A 13,702-nucleotide genomic window follows, 5' to 3' on the forward strand; every position below is an offset into this window, starting at 1 on the left:
TGGGAGGACGGTGTGTCCGCTCCGCAGCGGGGAAGCCAACCGAGCGCACGCACCGCAGAAGTCGAGGGTGGCTCCCCGCCTGGTTGGTCGACACCTCGATCCCCCGGCCGAGCTGTGCGGTCGCGGTGCTGTTGCGGTCGCGGTGCGGTGGCGCTCCCATTCCCCCGGTCGTCTTTCGGCTGGTGGCGCGCTCCCAAATAGGGGTCGTAGTTCGTTGGAGGGAATGTTGCCGTAGTTTCGCGCCATGGTATGTGGTAGTTTGTGGTACGGTAACACTTCTGCGAAGGTAGAGATAATCGAGGGGCAGGGTGGCGGGTGGGCGGCCCCTCGGCGGGCGGGCCGGCGGCCCGCGCCGCAGCCCAGAACAACAGTCCCGAGCGACAACGGTAGGGCGATGAGTCGATGCGTCACGAGGGAATCCTCCAACCTCGACGCGATCCAGCCAGCATCCGCTCGTGGAGATCAGAGACTGTCGCGCAGGCGAAGAGAGATGAACCGGAGAACGCCCCAGTGCCTGACAGTGATTGGATTGGTGAATGCGGAGCTTGGCTATTTTCGAGTGCTTAGAAGAGGAGAACCCTTCACCCAAACGGGGGAGAGAAATACCGGGCGAAGTGGCCCTGGCTCGCCACGGTCGGGATTTCTCTCCGTCGACGGTGTTGCAGGATGGCGAGTGGCCAGCCGGTTGTGGAACCCGGCGCGCGCTTCGCGCGAGGGACGAGGACCGCAGCGCCAGTCCCTTGGCGCGAGGACCGCAGGAGGCTGGGGAGGGAGAGGTTATAGAAGACACAACCGGCCAAGTGAACTTGAGCAGACAGGCCCATTGGTCGCTCTTGACAACCTCCTGCGGCTGAAGCCCCGTAAAGATGTTAATGTGTGGTCGTGTCGATCACCGATTCTCGTCAATCCACTCGCACCATGCGTGGAAATCCTCGGCTCCGGACTGTTCGGCAATCGACTGCAGCGTCCCAATTGGAATGTTCGTCGACTTCATCGGGACCGTCACGACTCGAACCTCATCAGTGTCGGAGCTCTCCCACCTGAGTTTGAGGTGGCTCCCCGTCCGGTCCATCGGGACGAAGCCATGGTCAATGAGGACGCTGGCGACGTCGCGTCCCGAGAAAGAAGTGCGGACCATCGCAGCGAGCTACTGCATGAACTCCGGGAGTTCCTCATCGCCGACGTCGTCGGGGTCAAGGCCGAACTCCTCAAGGTCTTCGTCGGTGACGGATTCGCCACTACCCTCGTGGAGTTCGATGGCCTCGGCGAGCATGCGGAGGGCCTCGGCCTTCGAGTCGCCGTAGGAGGCGATGCCGGTCTCCTCGTCGACCGCGGTAATCGAGCCGTCGTCCTCGTGGACGAACCGGACGCCGTCCGTCCCATTGCGGTCATCGCGTGGTGTGCTCGCCATCTACTGTCGTCTATGTTGAACGTGCTGATAAGGGTTTGGCCGGTCAAAATTCACTGTTGGATTGTCGTACGGGACTGCTCGCCGCCCACCGACAGCAGCCTCCTCACTCACGGTGGAGGCCAAAAAATCTCTCCTCAACGTTGTCTCCTACCCCGTCGCTACGCTCGTCCAGTTGGTGCCGTCGTCCAGCTGTCCGACGTGTGGATGAAGTCTGGTGTCGAATGGCGCTTCGACAGCGCGAGTTTCCGCCGGTACTCCGCGACCTGGGTATTCTCGAACACCTGATGGACGTTCTCGAATGCGCTCCGGTCGACGATCTCGACGTCGAACTCGCCGAGTGCTCGCGAGTACTCGTCGATGATTTTTTGGAGGACCTCGCGCCGGGGCTGCTCGTTCGGCACTCGGATGTCCTCGAGCGAACCGCGCGTCCGGACGAACCGGAAGTGCCCGCGTGTGTCGCTCGACGCCAGGATGAAGCTGTCCGGCAGCGCGTCGGCAGTCCGAGTAATGGTGAGCACGGCGAACGGCTCAGTCTTGATCTCGGACATCCCCCGGTCAATCTCTTCGACAAGCTGCTCTGCTTCGTCGCTGTAAATTGCATCGCTGTTCGGCACCATCGCCTGATTGTACTTCCAATCAATCATGATTGATACCTCCCACTTCTGGAGAGGTCGAAAAACGTCGTCTCGCTTGGTCGCTGCTGTTCTACGCGCTGATGGGGGCCGGGCAGACTGCTCCGCAGCATGAGACCCGGCCTGTTTCTGGCCCGATCGAGTTGATGATGACCGGCTTGAGGCCACAATTACTATTGTACTCACACATATTATCAAGTCGTTTTCTTCGCGGTATAAGGACGCTGGCCTTTCTTACGATTTCCCTGACTCCGGTGAGAACTCCTTGACGTCCTCGATGACCTCGCGGAGCCGCCAGCGCGACACGCAGACCTGTTCGACCATCTGGTCGACGAACGCCTCAGCGTCAGGCTCCATCAGCCCACTGAACCCCGACAGCACCTTCGTTTCGACGCTGCGACCACCCTGGCCGGGGACCGAAACGCCGCCACGGTCGACCTTGTTCGTCCGGAGCTGGAATCCAGGCGTCGACTCCTCGTGGGGCCCGTAGTTGTACAGGACGAGCACCTCCAGATGGCGGTTGTCCTGAGCCAGTTCGATGAACTGGTGGCTAACGCCCTCGATCCAGTCGTGGCTCGGCACGCTCGCGTAGGCTTGATAGCTGCTGTCGTGGTCGACTGCTGGCGCGATGACACTCATCTGAATCCCTCACTCCCAGTGGGGAAAACAAATCACCCTCCGCCGTATCTAATCTCGGAGGTGGTCACGGCGGCTCGACCAACTGCTAGGGACCGTCCGCCGTCTAGGGCGGTCCGGCACACCCGAGCGGGTGCGGTGGCGAAAGCCCGGCGGCTCCTGAGCCGCCCGGAACGTGGAGGTGGGCGGGGCTGGTGGACTGTGTCAAATAAAAAAGGCCCTGGGTGGGCCCGATCAATCCGCCGTCGCCGCGTCCGCGCTCGCTGCCTCGCTCTTGCTGCCCGACTCTTCCTCCTCGTCGTCGAACACGGCGTCCCAGTCAACGTACTCCTTGAGGGGAGCCTGGATGACGACGTTGCCGTACTTCCGAGCATCGCGCGTGAGTCCCTCGCCCGACCGCGACGAGTCCATCCCGACGATGGTGAAGTCCGCGTCGTCGTACTTCTCCTTGCTCTCGAGCATCAGGCACCGGTTCCGCCACGAGAACGCCTCGCCCCATGCCTTCCCGTAATCGTCTTCGGTGAGGTCGTCCGAGTTCGCGATCCAGTCCTTCACGTTCGGGTAGAACACCTCCACCTCGACGTCGAACTCGCTCTCCTCCGCCAGCTCCTCCAGCGCCTCGGTGACCTCCGCGTCCATCCCCGTGTGGATGACGTCGATGGTCTCGAGGCCGACGCCCGCCTTCTGGAACATCGCCCGTGCGATTTCCTTCAGGGGGATGGTCTCGCCGTCCTCGGTGGTCATCCGCGTCTCTTCGTTCTTGTAGTGTCCGAACATCTCGACCAGAACTTCAGTGCTGTCACTCATGTTAGTCTCCGAATTTGGTTTCTGGGTCACGCTGTCTTCAACGCGACCCCTCCACCCCCTCTCGGGGGTAACAAAACTGCGGTTGCTTTTCGCTTCTTTACGCCTGCGACGATTCCGACCCTGCATCGGAGCGCGCCGCGTCCGCCTCACGACGCTGCTGCTGGAGCTGCGCCGTGACGCTGTCTGCGATGTCGTCTGGAGTTTGACTCATCTGTCTCTCCTTCTGGGACGTCTCTGCTTCACGCCCCCTCACCCCGACTGGGGGTAATAAAACTCGGCGGTGCATTCAGTGGTCTTCCTCACGCTGGGTAGTGTCTTACGTGGACCGTCGGTAACGAAATCAGATACTGGTAACCGATATCAGTGGATGGCTTGGTCGTTGGCCTGTCCCTCGTCAGTCCGAGTGGAGTTGGGTCGGCGGTCGCCTGACTCGCTCAGCGTCCGTGGCCTCACGAGACTAATACGTTCACGACGGCCACGCCAATCCCTCGTTTCCGCTGTCTTTTCAAACGACGGCGTTGGGGGGAACGGTGGTCTCGATGTCCCAACCCTATACCCCTCACGCGGCGAAAAACGGAGTGTGTCATGTCCCGGTAACCGAACAGGCCGAATCGCGTCAAGATGGGTGCGTGGGTGCGCGGTCGTACGCCGGCGCAGCACGGCGGGAACGCCGTCCCCAACGATCACGGTGTAGACCGACGGCTCGGCCTTGCTCTCGTTGCGCACGTTGACGGGCCGCTCGTCAGCCAGCGACGGGAATGGCCTCCTACGTGGCGCGGGGCGTGGCCACACCGCCGAGGTCGAGACCGTCGCTTGCGTGCGAATCAAGTGCACGCGTTGTAGTCGTTGACATGGGCTTGCTCTCCTTCCGTGAAACCCGGTTCCGCCGTATTCCAGCACGATGGGGCATTCCTTTGCGCATCGTGACGCTCCGAGGGGCCCGTCTTTCTACACTTTGACCTATGACTGCCAAGGTGATACAGGTCTCTATCACCGACACAGGACGCTTCCGGAAAACCAGGTCGAGTATAAGACAAGGTAAAGGCCAAGGATTTTTCAGCCTGCGCGCACTGGTATCAGATATGGCTGGCACCGACCGCGAACGCAACGATCAAGGACAATTTGATGATGCCCTTGACCCTCAGACCGTCTTGGACGTCTTCAAGGGTCGAACAGACGCCTCTGAACCGCTTGACGCGGGCGAAGTCGCAGATGAACTTGGCTGGTCACGCCGAACAGCGCTCCGTAAACTTGATTCCCTCACCGATGAGGGGAAGCTCCGGTCGAAGAAGGTCGGGAGCGGCCGTGTATGGTGGATTCCTGAAAGTGATGCGGACGGAAGCATCAATCCGGACGACCCATTCTGGAACGCAGAGCCGCACGCTGGGGATGAACCTCTCGGCGAAGACGACATCGATGACATCCTCTACGGCGAGGTTGAATCGTAATGGCGCAGGCGGCACGCCCGCTATTCATCGATACAGGCGCGTTTTTCGCGAGGGGCTACGAACGTGCCGAACACCACGACCGTGCCCGCGCAGTGTTCGACGCAATTCAGGCGGGTGACCTCCCGTATCGCCCGCTCTATACGAGTCGGTCGGTACTCTCGGAGCTCGCCACGTTGATGCAGCGAAAAGTCGGCCACGCCGAAGCCGTGGAGACACTCAACAAGATTCGGTACTCAGAGAGCTTCAACATCCTCCCCGTGGACAAACCAGCGTTCACTGCCGCGTGCGACGAGTTTGTCCAGTATGACGACCAACAGATTTCATTCGTTGACCACACAAATAGTGTCCTCGCAGAGAGTCGGGACATCGACCACGTGTTTGCGTTCGATGGCGATTTTCGGACGCTCGGATTCACGCTTGTCCCCGAGGACATAGAGGAACCATAAGCCGATTCAATAATTTTCGACCTTCCGAAGGGCGGTTGTCATCCACACAGGTTTTCGTTACTGTATCATTTTCACCAGAATCGTCTCAACCGAGGAATCTCCATCCCTCGACGGTCGACCCAGCCTCGGGGCGCGTTCACAATCGCACGGTACGGCGCAGTTCGATTCTTCGGAAGCAGGACTTGGTGCATCGGTTCTTCTCCCTAGGACGAGGGTCAAATCGCCCCACTGCCGGGCGGGGTTAGAAACTATCCGCGCCATAGCTGTCTTAGCCTCCCAGCGTATTCAGGGGCCGTCAGCTGACGCGGAGCGGTGCGGTGGCGAAAGCCCGACCGCGCAGCACAGCGAGCAGTCCGGAACGTGGAGGTGGGCGGGAGGAGGTGCCCAAGGGCGGCGCTACACACCAAAAAAGAGGGCCCGTGCCGGCTATTCGACCGGCCGCCGCTCGACGCGCTCGCTGTTCTTCCACGCTTCGCTCATCCAACTGACCTCCGGGAACACCGTCTTGGTGTTCACCCAGAACTCCTTCTCCATCACGACGTCGAGGTCCTCATCCTTGGAGACGCGACGGTAGCGCTTGTTCGGCAGCCGCGTCACCTCTTCGTCCTCCTCTTCGTCGATGCTCCCGCTCGCCCCGTCCGTGTCGAACTCGACCTGGTACTGGAGACCGTGGATGGGCGCCGGCCCGTCTCCGCGTTCGAGAATCTGAATGTTCGTCTCGCTGTCCGCTGCCACCGTCGGGCGCCCGTTGTACCAGCCGACCTTCGCCGCCGTCAGCCGCACCGTGTCGCCCTCGTGCAGCACCGTCGTCTGCATCGAGTTCTCCCAGATGGTGAGCTTGATGGTGCCACCGTGCTCGTCCTCGATGATACCGACCTGCTGCTGGTTGACCGACGCCGGCTCCCACAGCGTCGTCACTTCGCCCTGAACCGTCACGCTGAGTTCGTACTCGGCCATCCACGGCTCGAGCGTCTCGATGGGCTGCGGGCATCCGCTCTCTTCCTGGAGCTCCTCCTTCGTCTCGATGACGGCCGCCATCATCCCCTTGCCCGCATCGACCTTCTCTGCGAGCATCCGGCTAATCGCCGACCGCTTGGGCGCGTTCGCCACCTTCTGCTCGAGTTTCCGCGCCTGCGCGTTCACCGCCGCCAGGTCCTCCGCATCGAGGCGCTCGCGCACGTCCGGTTCCGCGGGGTCCGCGCCCTGGCCCGCCGACGCCGCCCGCGCCTCGAAGTCCGCGTGAGCGACCGCCGCATCTGCCTCGACCTCGTTCCGGCACCGAGCCGCCCGGTCGATGCCCGCCTCGGCCGCCGCAATCGCCTTCTCGCGCTGCCGCTCGCGCTCCTTCTGCTCGCCCCGCATCCGCTCCTCGGTCGCGAGCGTCTTGCCCTCGTAGACGTCCTCGTCCGGGCCCGGAATCTCGCGCATCTCGTCACTGACCGCCGCCGCCGTCTTCCAGTAGGCGTTCATCTCGTCGCCCTGCTCGGTCCGGGTCGTCTCGAGAATCAGCGCACCCGCGTTGTCGATTTGGGACGCAACCGGCGTCCGCTCTAGGTCGGGCGTCTGGTAGAGCCCGTTGATGTCCTGCTCTTCGCGCCGCGCCTGGGCGCCCGTCTCCGTCGCCGCGATGTGGTCACTGTTACTGTGCGAAACCTTCTTACCGCTGTCGTTGTTACCTTTCATTGGAGTTCAGCTCCTTTGTGGGCGCGTCATCACCGCGCCCGCTTTCCGCATCGACTGGAGCTACTTCTTTGTAGCCCCGCTACCCCCGACTGGGGGCAAGAAAATCACCGCAACGCTTCTTCGACCACCCTCGGGGGCTCGCGCTCACCCCCGCTGGGGGTCACTGCCGTTCTATGATTTTTAGGGAGCCAGAATCGCCCGCGTCGGGCCTGAAACGGTCGATTCGGCAAGCGAGCGCAGCGAGCTCAGCCGAATCATGATCCGTTTCAGGGCCGTAAGCAAGACTCGCACGACTGGCAGACCTTAATCCCTCCGTCGTCGGCGCTGAGCCGGCCGATTTCGATGGAAGGGACCCGCGAGGAGGGACGACGAGCGGGTAGGGTCGGTCGAGATCGCGGGCCGGCTCAGGGTCGTAAGACCGGACTGCGCGCGATAACAAGCGCGCAGTCCGGTGGTTCGAGGGCAACCCTGAAACGGCCGATTTCCGCAGAGAGCGCAGCGAGCAAGAGAAATCGTGGGCCGTTTCAGTGGGCAAACTCGTACCGGGGGGGGTTAAGGTCTGCAAAAATTGTTCAGGAGCGGAGCGTCGGCGGTGAGACGGCCGATGTCGGGTCGCTCGCGACGGCGGTGGTGTCGCGAGCGGCCCGAGATCGCGGTCCGTCTCAGCGTCGTAAGTGAGAACTGTGGTCGGTCGCGGAGAGTCGGGGGGCTTGGCCCCCACTCCCCGACCGCCGGGTCGGCGACCGCAACGTCGGCGGTGGACCGGTCGATTCGGCCAGCGTGAGCCGGCGCAGCGAAGCGAGCACGGCTCTCGGTCGGCCGAATCGTGATCCGGTCCAGCGTCGTAAGTAAGTGGAGAAGTGAAGCGGCCAACTCGCGCCGGGCGGTGCGGAGAGGCGCGAGGCAAACGAGGGTGCGGTGCGGTGTCGGTCGGAGACGGGTAAGGCGTTCGCGCGCGAGCGACACGGAGTCACACGGTCCCTCGGGCCGACTGGAGGAGTGTCTAATAAGGGGGTGAAGAGGTCGCCAGACCTCCGCCGCGTCGGCGCTGCGACGTCCGATTCGGCCAACCGAGAGCCGGCGCAGTGTAGCGAGCACGGCTCTCGGTCGGCCGAATCGTGGGGCGTCGCAGGGGCGTAAGCAAGCCAGCGGTGAACCCCCTTATTTAGAAGGTTCCTCCCGGCCCAGGGAAACCGTGTGACGGAGTGTAGCGGGCGGTCGCGCGCGAATCGACCGGACCTTTCCTAGCGAAAGCTTAATCGAGATGACCCACCGTTGTCTCCACGCCAACTGTACACGGCGGTCCGAGTGCACGGCCGACAGTCGACCAGTTGCGTCGACGGTACTCGCGCGCCGGCGCGTGACCAATCCGAGCGCACGGCCTGGTGGTCCACCCCGAGGCGTTCGTCGCGGTGACGTGGGCCCCGCTCGGCCCAGTGACCCACGCCGGCGTTCATCCGACTGTCCGCGAGATCGCGAGGGCCAGCCAGCTGGCGGCCTGGTGGATGAAAGGGCGAGACGGGCTCGCGCACTGCGTGGTCGCATCAGCGTGGCCCTATTCGCGCCGGTCAGTGCGGAGAGGCGCGAATATCCCGCTGAGCGACCGCGAGCCCGGTGAGGGCTTTCGAAGTCGTCCCTACCTCCGCTAATAGTGCTATCTTCGAGGACAGAATTACTCGAGTAGATCCTCGACGAACTAGAAGCTGTTTATTAGTTGATAGCACGTTATACCTTATGGAGACTGATTTATGAAACTGAGGGCGCGGGTTCGGTAAGTCTGTGGTGTAAATCTTGCAAGAACTCAGAAACTCGCGACGATAGTACTCCATTGTAACGTGCTGGCAGTCTATTTCCATCCAGAGTTTGGGTAAACCAAGACTGGACTTCGTACCTGCTGGTCAAATTCACTCCCTCTGCCAGTTGGGCGTCATCGTTATTTAAGTAGCATTCCTTCAGTCCTCATGGCCACAATCGCCGAGTTTGCTGTTCCTGCCGACGAGTTCCCCTTGGGACACCTCTTTGAAACCCTCCCGGACGTAATCATCGAAATCGAACGGGTTGTTCCTACGAACCACGCGATTCTTCCATATTTCTGGGTGCGAAATGTGCCTGTTGAACAAGTACAGGAAACCCTGGAGGCACAAGGCGCGCTCACATCGATTACCTTAGTCGATGATCTCGGAATGCAAGGGTTGTTTCGTGCCGACTGGAATCCGGACGTGGAGAGAGTTCTTACCGGTATCGTTGAGACAGAGCTCACGTTGTTGTCTGCGACGGGCACGCAGGAGGAATGGGTCTTCGAGTTCCGAGCTGAGGACACGGACAAGATTGCGGCGTTCCAACAGTACTGTGCGGAACACGATATTGGAATTGAGCTAAGTCGCCTGCACTCTGTTGGGGAGCACAAAAACGGAGGGGGACAGTACAGTCTTACCCCAGAACAACGTGAAGCCTTACTGGTCGCGTACAACAACGGGTATTATGAATCGCCCCCAGAGACGAATCTCGCGGCGCTATCTGAAGAACTCGGTATTGCACGCCAATCGTTTACTGACCGCCTTCGGCGGGGATACAAGAACCTCATCAAGGAGACGTTAGTCCACCGATAGTGAATCTAACGCCCCTTTTTAAATGACCAGCATAAGCAGGTTGAGTGTCCAACCGAACTCCGCCCCTACAACAGGGCGGACACGGTTGAGATGACTGCTTCAAACTCAGAGGACAGGTCGCAAATCGATGTACAGGAGGGTAAAAAATCGACATATTACATTCAAGAGGATGAATCAGTGACGGAAGCTGTTGTCCGGGGTGTCTGCTCTGTCACACAATCTGATCAAACCGGATTAGCACCGCTGTACTCAATAATCGAAACTGATGCACTGAACACTCTCTTTTCGTCGGATGTAAACGGCCACTCACGGCTAACGGACGGCGTTGTGGCGTTCAAGTACGCAGGTAACCACATCCGGGTTTCGAGTGACGGCAGTGTGATAATATCAGAGAACTCTCCAGTGGATAATGTATCGGATTGACTGTGATTTCTGTCATAGAACAGTTGAGGCAGAGGCGGTTGAACCGCTAAAAACAGAGGCCAAATCCCACTTTCAAGACAACCATCCCTTGGCCATACAAGCCGAACTGCGTGACCGATACGAGAAGGTCTCTTGTTACAATGATTGTGGTTACGTCCTGCCAATCGGGGTTGAGGAAACCGCGGGGCTGGACTGTCCAGAGTGCGGATACGATAATCTCACACCATTACTGGAAAAGTACGTGTATTGGCAGATCGAGGCAGAGTCGGCCTAACAACTTCATCACAGCCAACGTGAGCTGTTGCTGCTCTAATAGATAGAACGGTTCATTGAGCCGGTGTACTGGATTGGCTGAGGATGTGGCAAACTCAACGCTGAAGTAAGACTGGCACTGTAGTGCATGTATGTCTATCAGCCCAACTGACGACTGGGAATGGGCCGAACGGTGGGATCAGTTGTTCGACGCGATCTCCGCCGAGCCGCGGCGAGAGATTATTAAGTCGCTACTGGATGTACCACAAGAGCGACGGCTCCCGTTACCAGAGGCTGCAGAGTCTCCCAACCAATCGATGGACTCCGAGACATTGGTGATTGAATTACGCCATCACCACCTCCCCAAGCTGGCTGAAGGGGGGTACGTTCGCTGGGACCGCGAGAACTGCTGTGTCCAACGTGGCCCCAACTTCGCGGAACCGGCATTCATCATCGAGAACGTGTTAGAGTCAGCGGACGAGATTCCCGAGTCCTTGGTCGCCAACTGTAAGATTATTCAGGAAATGGTAGACGATGAGCCAGTCTGAAATCGTCACCAGTATTGTTGAAGCGGTGGCCGCTGTGGATGGGGTGGACACAACGGACCTCGATTCCCTTTACGAGTACATTGACCCGGGAATACTAAACAAATTATATGAGCAGAAGAGAGGCGAATGGCGATTTACGTTCCAATATTCTGACCATCAGATTACTCTGACCCACGACGGTCAAATCTTCGTAGATGGCACCTTGCAATTCTCAGAGGTATCGACCAGGGAGTGGACCGACCGTTGAATGTGGGAAAACTCTGGTCTAAACGAATAAGTCCAGTCAGGCTGACCGCCGGTTCCCGTATTGTCTCCACTTATTTAGACAGTTTGTTGATGTCCTCTTACTGATCTATTATCGTCCTTCTCTGTATTGAGTAGTGCACGCTCTATATTCAACAGAGGGGTATCGTACAAGACCGTCAACGACGATTCGACGAGCAGCGTCGATAAACTCAATCAATAGGTTTCGACGTCAAGACCCTCGATTCGATCGAAGTGGTCACTGTTGCGAGTGACGACCGGCTCGTCGTTGAGTAACGCAGTCGCTCCGATGATACAGTCCTCTCTATCGATCTCTTCACCCCGAGAGATGAGTTCACCCGAGATTTTCCCCGCTTTCCGCATCACCGTATCGTCGGCAGCGATAGTGTGCCGAGTATCGAGTACATCGAGTATCTTCTGCTTGCGTTCCTCGGGAGCGTCTAACTGCGGGACAGCCTCGTAGAGTTCGAGGACGGTGATTGAAGCGACTTTTTCGGGGTGGTTTCCTTCTCAATGAGGTCAAGATACGTGAGAGCGTCAGGGTCATCCTGCAGGATGTCGATGATGAATGACGTATCCTCGATCATTCGTCGCTCCGCAATTCCGAATCAAGGCGCTCCCGGCAATCATGGGAGCGTTCCCGTCCCTCCTCAATAATCCCTTCGAGCTGCTCGGCTTCTTCGTCAGAGAGAATGCCAGCCACCTCTGTCCACGAACGTTCGCCCACTATCCGCTTGACGACCTCCGAGAATGATTCCCCTTCACGCTTGTGAGCCTTGAGGCGTTCGTAGGCTTCCTCATCGAGAGAGATCGTTTTCGTCGCCATTTCAATACACAGTGGTGTATGCAGTTATGTAATGGATCAGGGTGGACAGCTATCGGTGGCTAAACGTTGCCAACGACTGAAGTCGCGGGCTTCCACCTCGACCTCTTATGGAAACGTGGTGCTGAGTTCAAACAGGGTCGAGTTCGTCCAGCGTGTCGCGATGAGTTCGGACGGTCGCCCGTGAAACGTTTGCTGCGTCTGCGACCGTCTCCTGTGTGAGCCTGTGATCGTCCTTGTTGGCCGTTTTATAGAGACAGGCTGCAGCGAAACCCGATGGACGCACCCCCGTCGTGACTCCCACTGATTCCGCCTTCTCCGCCAGCTGCTGCGCCCGAAAGCGAATCTGATTAGAAACGCCGAGTTCCGACGCTACCCGTGGGATGAACTCGCTCGGTGTTACCGGTTGCGTCGGGAGCCCGAGTTCCGTGTTGAGCGTTTTGTATGACGTCGATACTCGTGATTGCTCGACGCGTGCTACCTTTGCGATATCCTCGAGAGTTCGAGAATAGCCGTCGCACCGACAGGCTGCATAAACACTTGCCCCGGCCATCGCTTCGATCGAGCGTCCCTTCAGAAGGTCCTCGTTCTGGGCAGTCCGAAAGAGCTGGCACGCCTGGTTCCGGACCGTCTTGGCCAGACTGAGCGAACTACTGATTCGACGAATCTCACCGAGGCCGTGAGCGAGGTTCCGGTCGGCTTTCGACTGGAACCGTCCGCGGGAATGCTCCCGTCGCAATCGACCGAGTTGGAGACGCTTCCGCCCGGAGAGTTGCTTCCCATTCGCGTCGGTCCCGCGACCGATCCTGGTCGACAGCCCTCTATCGTGTCGTGCGACAGTGAGGGGCGCTCCGGTGCGTTTTCGCCCGCCATCATCGTACATGGACCACTCCGGGCCGTGATCGATTCGCTGTTCGTCGATAATGAGCCCGCAGTTCTTACAGACGGTTTCAATCTCATTTGTCCTGACTCGACCATTACACTCGGGGCACGGGCTTGATCCAGGGATCGTCTGTGCGTCTTCGTCGAACGACGTTTCGTAGATTTCACTACCTGCCATTGTACTCACGAAGGGCCGCGCGTTCCGCGCTTTCTGAAGACCCCTCACCCAGGAAGGGGCAAATAAAACTCAGTTCTTCACGGACCGTTTTGAAGGGCTTTATTTAAACAGCATATAGGAAAATCTAGTGAGATCCTAACCGAATCAGTTACTAGAAGATTTGTAAAACAGGGGGAGGATCTATCGCTTACTATCCGGTGATCTATCCTGTTAAATCGTGGCTAAATTGGTATAGTGATACCCTCTAACATGCAAAAATTAGTCGAGATTTATGTCCGTTTGCTCCATACGGTATTGGTATGAGTTGTGGGAGAGAGTATCGCGAGACGTGCCGGTGTCCAATTGACGGAGAGAGACCACTCAGTCTCACAGTCCTTGAATGTGTCTCAAAGGTAGACGGCCGTGAGCCCGAAACCCTACCACCACTACATGAGGCGATTAATCCAGAGGCCCTCAACAATCTGTTCCATGGTCGGGATTTTGGAGAAGTAACGTTCACGTATTTAGACTACGAGATAACGGTCAATAGCGACGCTATAACCACCACCCAGCAGGTTGAAGACCAGCCGATGACTGCGGACTGAAATCAGGACCTTGGCTTTGGTGCAGCCTTTAGCTCATGTCGGGTAAAGACACTGAGTATACACTCTACGTTGAGCG

Annotated in this window: 15 protein-coding genes; 7 read left to right on the forward strand and 8 right to left on the reverse strand. The window is 58.9% G+C overall.

From position 1 onward, the window contains the following. Positions 1 to 889: 889 nt before the first annotated feature. The 5 genes from ACQUQF_RS22370 to ACQUQF_RS22390 form a co-directional block, all read right to left on the reverse strand. Positions 890 to 1,138, reverse strand: coding sequence for a type II toxin-antitoxin system HicA family toxin (locus tag ACQUQF_RS22370; protein WP_435181457.1), 249 nt, complete (start codon positions 1,136 to 1,138; stop codon positions 890 to 892). Between the two features lie 9 nt (positions 1,139 to 1,147). Then, positions 1,148 to 1,411: a type II toxin-antitoxin system HicB family antitoxin gene (locus ACQUQF_RS22375; protein ID WP_435181459.1), complete on the reverse strand. Its 264-nt coding sequence runs from the start codon at positions 1,409 to 1,411 to the stop codon at positions 1,148 to 1,150. Between the two features lie 158 nt (positions 1,412 to 1,569). Then, complete coding sequence (locus ACQUQF_RS22380) at positions 1,570 to 2,055, reverse strand: hypothetical protein (RefSeq protein ID WP_435181461.1); 486 nt, start codon at positions 2,053 to 2,055, stop codon at positions 1,570 to 1,572. 222 nt (positions 2,056 to 2,277) lie between these two features. Continuing rightward, entirely contained in the window at positions 2,278 to 2,682 is a 405-nt protein-coding gene (locus ACQUQF_RS22385) for a hypothetical protein (RefSeq protein ID WP_435181463.1), read from the reverse strand. 231 nt (positions 2,683 to 2,913) lie between these two features. Then, a complete protein-coding gene (locus ACQUQF_RS22390) occupies positions 2,914 to 3,486 on the reverse strand; it encodes a hypothetical protein (protein ID WP_435181465.1) in 573 nt (190 codons plus the stop codon). A gap of 1,082 nt (positions 3,487 to 4,568) precedes the next feature. Between ACQUQF_RS22390 and ACQUQF_RS22395 the strand changes: the two genes are divergently transcribed. Both ACQUQF_RS22395 and ACQUQF_RS22400 read left to right on the forward strand, forming a co-directional pair. Then, complete coding sequence (locus tag ACQUQF_RS22395; protein ID WP_435181466.1) at positions 4,569 to 4,934, forward strand: ArsR family transcriptional regulator; 366 nt, start codon at positions 4,569 to 4,571, stop codon at positions 4,932 to 4,934. Then, positions 4,934 to 5,380, forward strand: a complete 447-nt coding sequence (locus tag ACQUQF_RS22400) for a type II toxin-antitoxin system VapC family toxin (protein WP_435181468.1) — start codon at positions 4,934 to 4,936, stop codon at positions 5,378 to 5,380. The genes ACQUQF_RS22395 and ACQUQF_RS22400 overlap by 1 nt, the downstream gene beginning before the upstream one ends. Positions 5,381 to 5,806: 426 nt before the next feature. Here the strand turns inward: ACQUQF_RS22400 and ACQUQF_RS22405 are convergent, their stop codons facing one another. Further along, positions 5,807 to 7,063, reverse strand: a complete 1,257-nt coding sequence (locus ACQUQF_RS22405) for a hypothetical protein (RefSeq protein ID WP_435181470.1) — start codon at positions 7,061 to 7,063, stop codon at positions 5,807 to 5,809. A 1,961-nt stretch (positions 7,064 to 9,024) separates the two neighbouring features. On the opposite strand from ACQUQF_RS22405, the gene ACQUQF_RS22410 reads away from it, so the two are divergent. The 4 genes from ACQUQF_RS22410 (at position 9,025) to ACQUQF_RS22425 (ending at position 11,142) form a co-directional block, all read left to right on the forward strand. Beyond that, positions 9,025 to 9,672 carry a helix-turn-helix domain-containing protein gene (locus ACQUQF_RS22410; protein ID WP_435181472.1) on the forward strand — a complete coding sequence of 216 codons (648 nt, stop codon included), beginning with the start codon at positions 9,025 to 9,027 and terminating at the stop codon, positions 9,670 to 9,672. A 90-nt stretch (positions 9,673 to 9,762) separates the two neighbouring features. Next, on the forward strand, positions 9,763 to 10,095 hold the full coding sequence (locus ACQUQF_RS22415) for a HalOD1 output domain-containing protein (protein WP_435181474.1): 333 nt from the start codon (positions 9,763 to 9,765) through the stop codon (positions 10,093 to 10,095). 404 nt (positions 10,096 to 10,499) lie between these two features. Next, positions 10,500 to 10,895, forward strand: a complete 396-nt coding sequence (locus ACQUQF_RS22420) for a DUF7344 domain-containing protein (protein ID WP_435181475.1) — start codon at positions 10,500 to 10,502, stop codon at positions 10,893 to 10,895. Further along, on the forward strand, positions 10,882 to 11,142 hold the full coding sequence (locus ACQUQF_RS22425) for a HalOD1 output domain-containing protein (protein ID WP_435181477.1): 261 nt from the start codon (positions 10,882 to 10,884) through the stop codon (positions 11,140 to 11,142). Before ACQUQF_RS22420 ends, ACQUQF_RS22425 begins: the two co-directional genes overlap by 14 nt. 600 nt (positions 11,143 to 11,742) lie before the next feature. Here ACQUQF_RS22425 and ACQUQF_RS22430 read toward each other — a convergent pair. Beyond that, the gene (locus tag ACQUQF_RS22430; protein WP_435181478.1) at positions 11,743 to 11,985 is read right to left on the reverse strand and encodes an antitoxin VapB family protein; all 243 of its coding nucleotides are present in this window, start codon (positions 11,983 to 11,985) and stop codon (positions 11,743 to 11,745) included. Positions 11,986 to 12,112: 127 nt separating this feature from the next. Continuing rightward, positions 12,113 to 13,042 (reverse strand): transcription initiation factor IIB, encoded by a 930-nt coding sequence (locus ACQUQF_RS22435; RefSeq protein WP_435181480.1) that lies wholly within the window; start codon positions 13,040 to 13,042, stop codon positions 12,113 to 12,115. A gap of 299 nt (positions 13,043 to 13,341) precedes the next feature. Between ACQUQF_RS22435 and ACQUQF_RS22440 the strand changes: the two genes are divergently transcribed. Then, positions 13,342 to 13,626 carry a HalOD1 output domain-containing protein gene (locus tag ACQUQF_RS22440; protein WP_435181482.1) on the forward strand — a complete coding sequence of 95 codons (285 nt, stop codon included), beginning with the start codon at positions 13,342 to 13,344 and terminating at the stop codon, positions 13,624 to 13,626. Positions 13,627 to 13,702 lie beyond the last annotated feature (76 nt).

It is taken from the genome of Halorussus sp. AFM4, assembly GCF_051194995.1.
Lineage (GTDB): Archaea > Halobacteriota > Halobacteria > Halobacteriales > Haladaptataceae > Halorussus.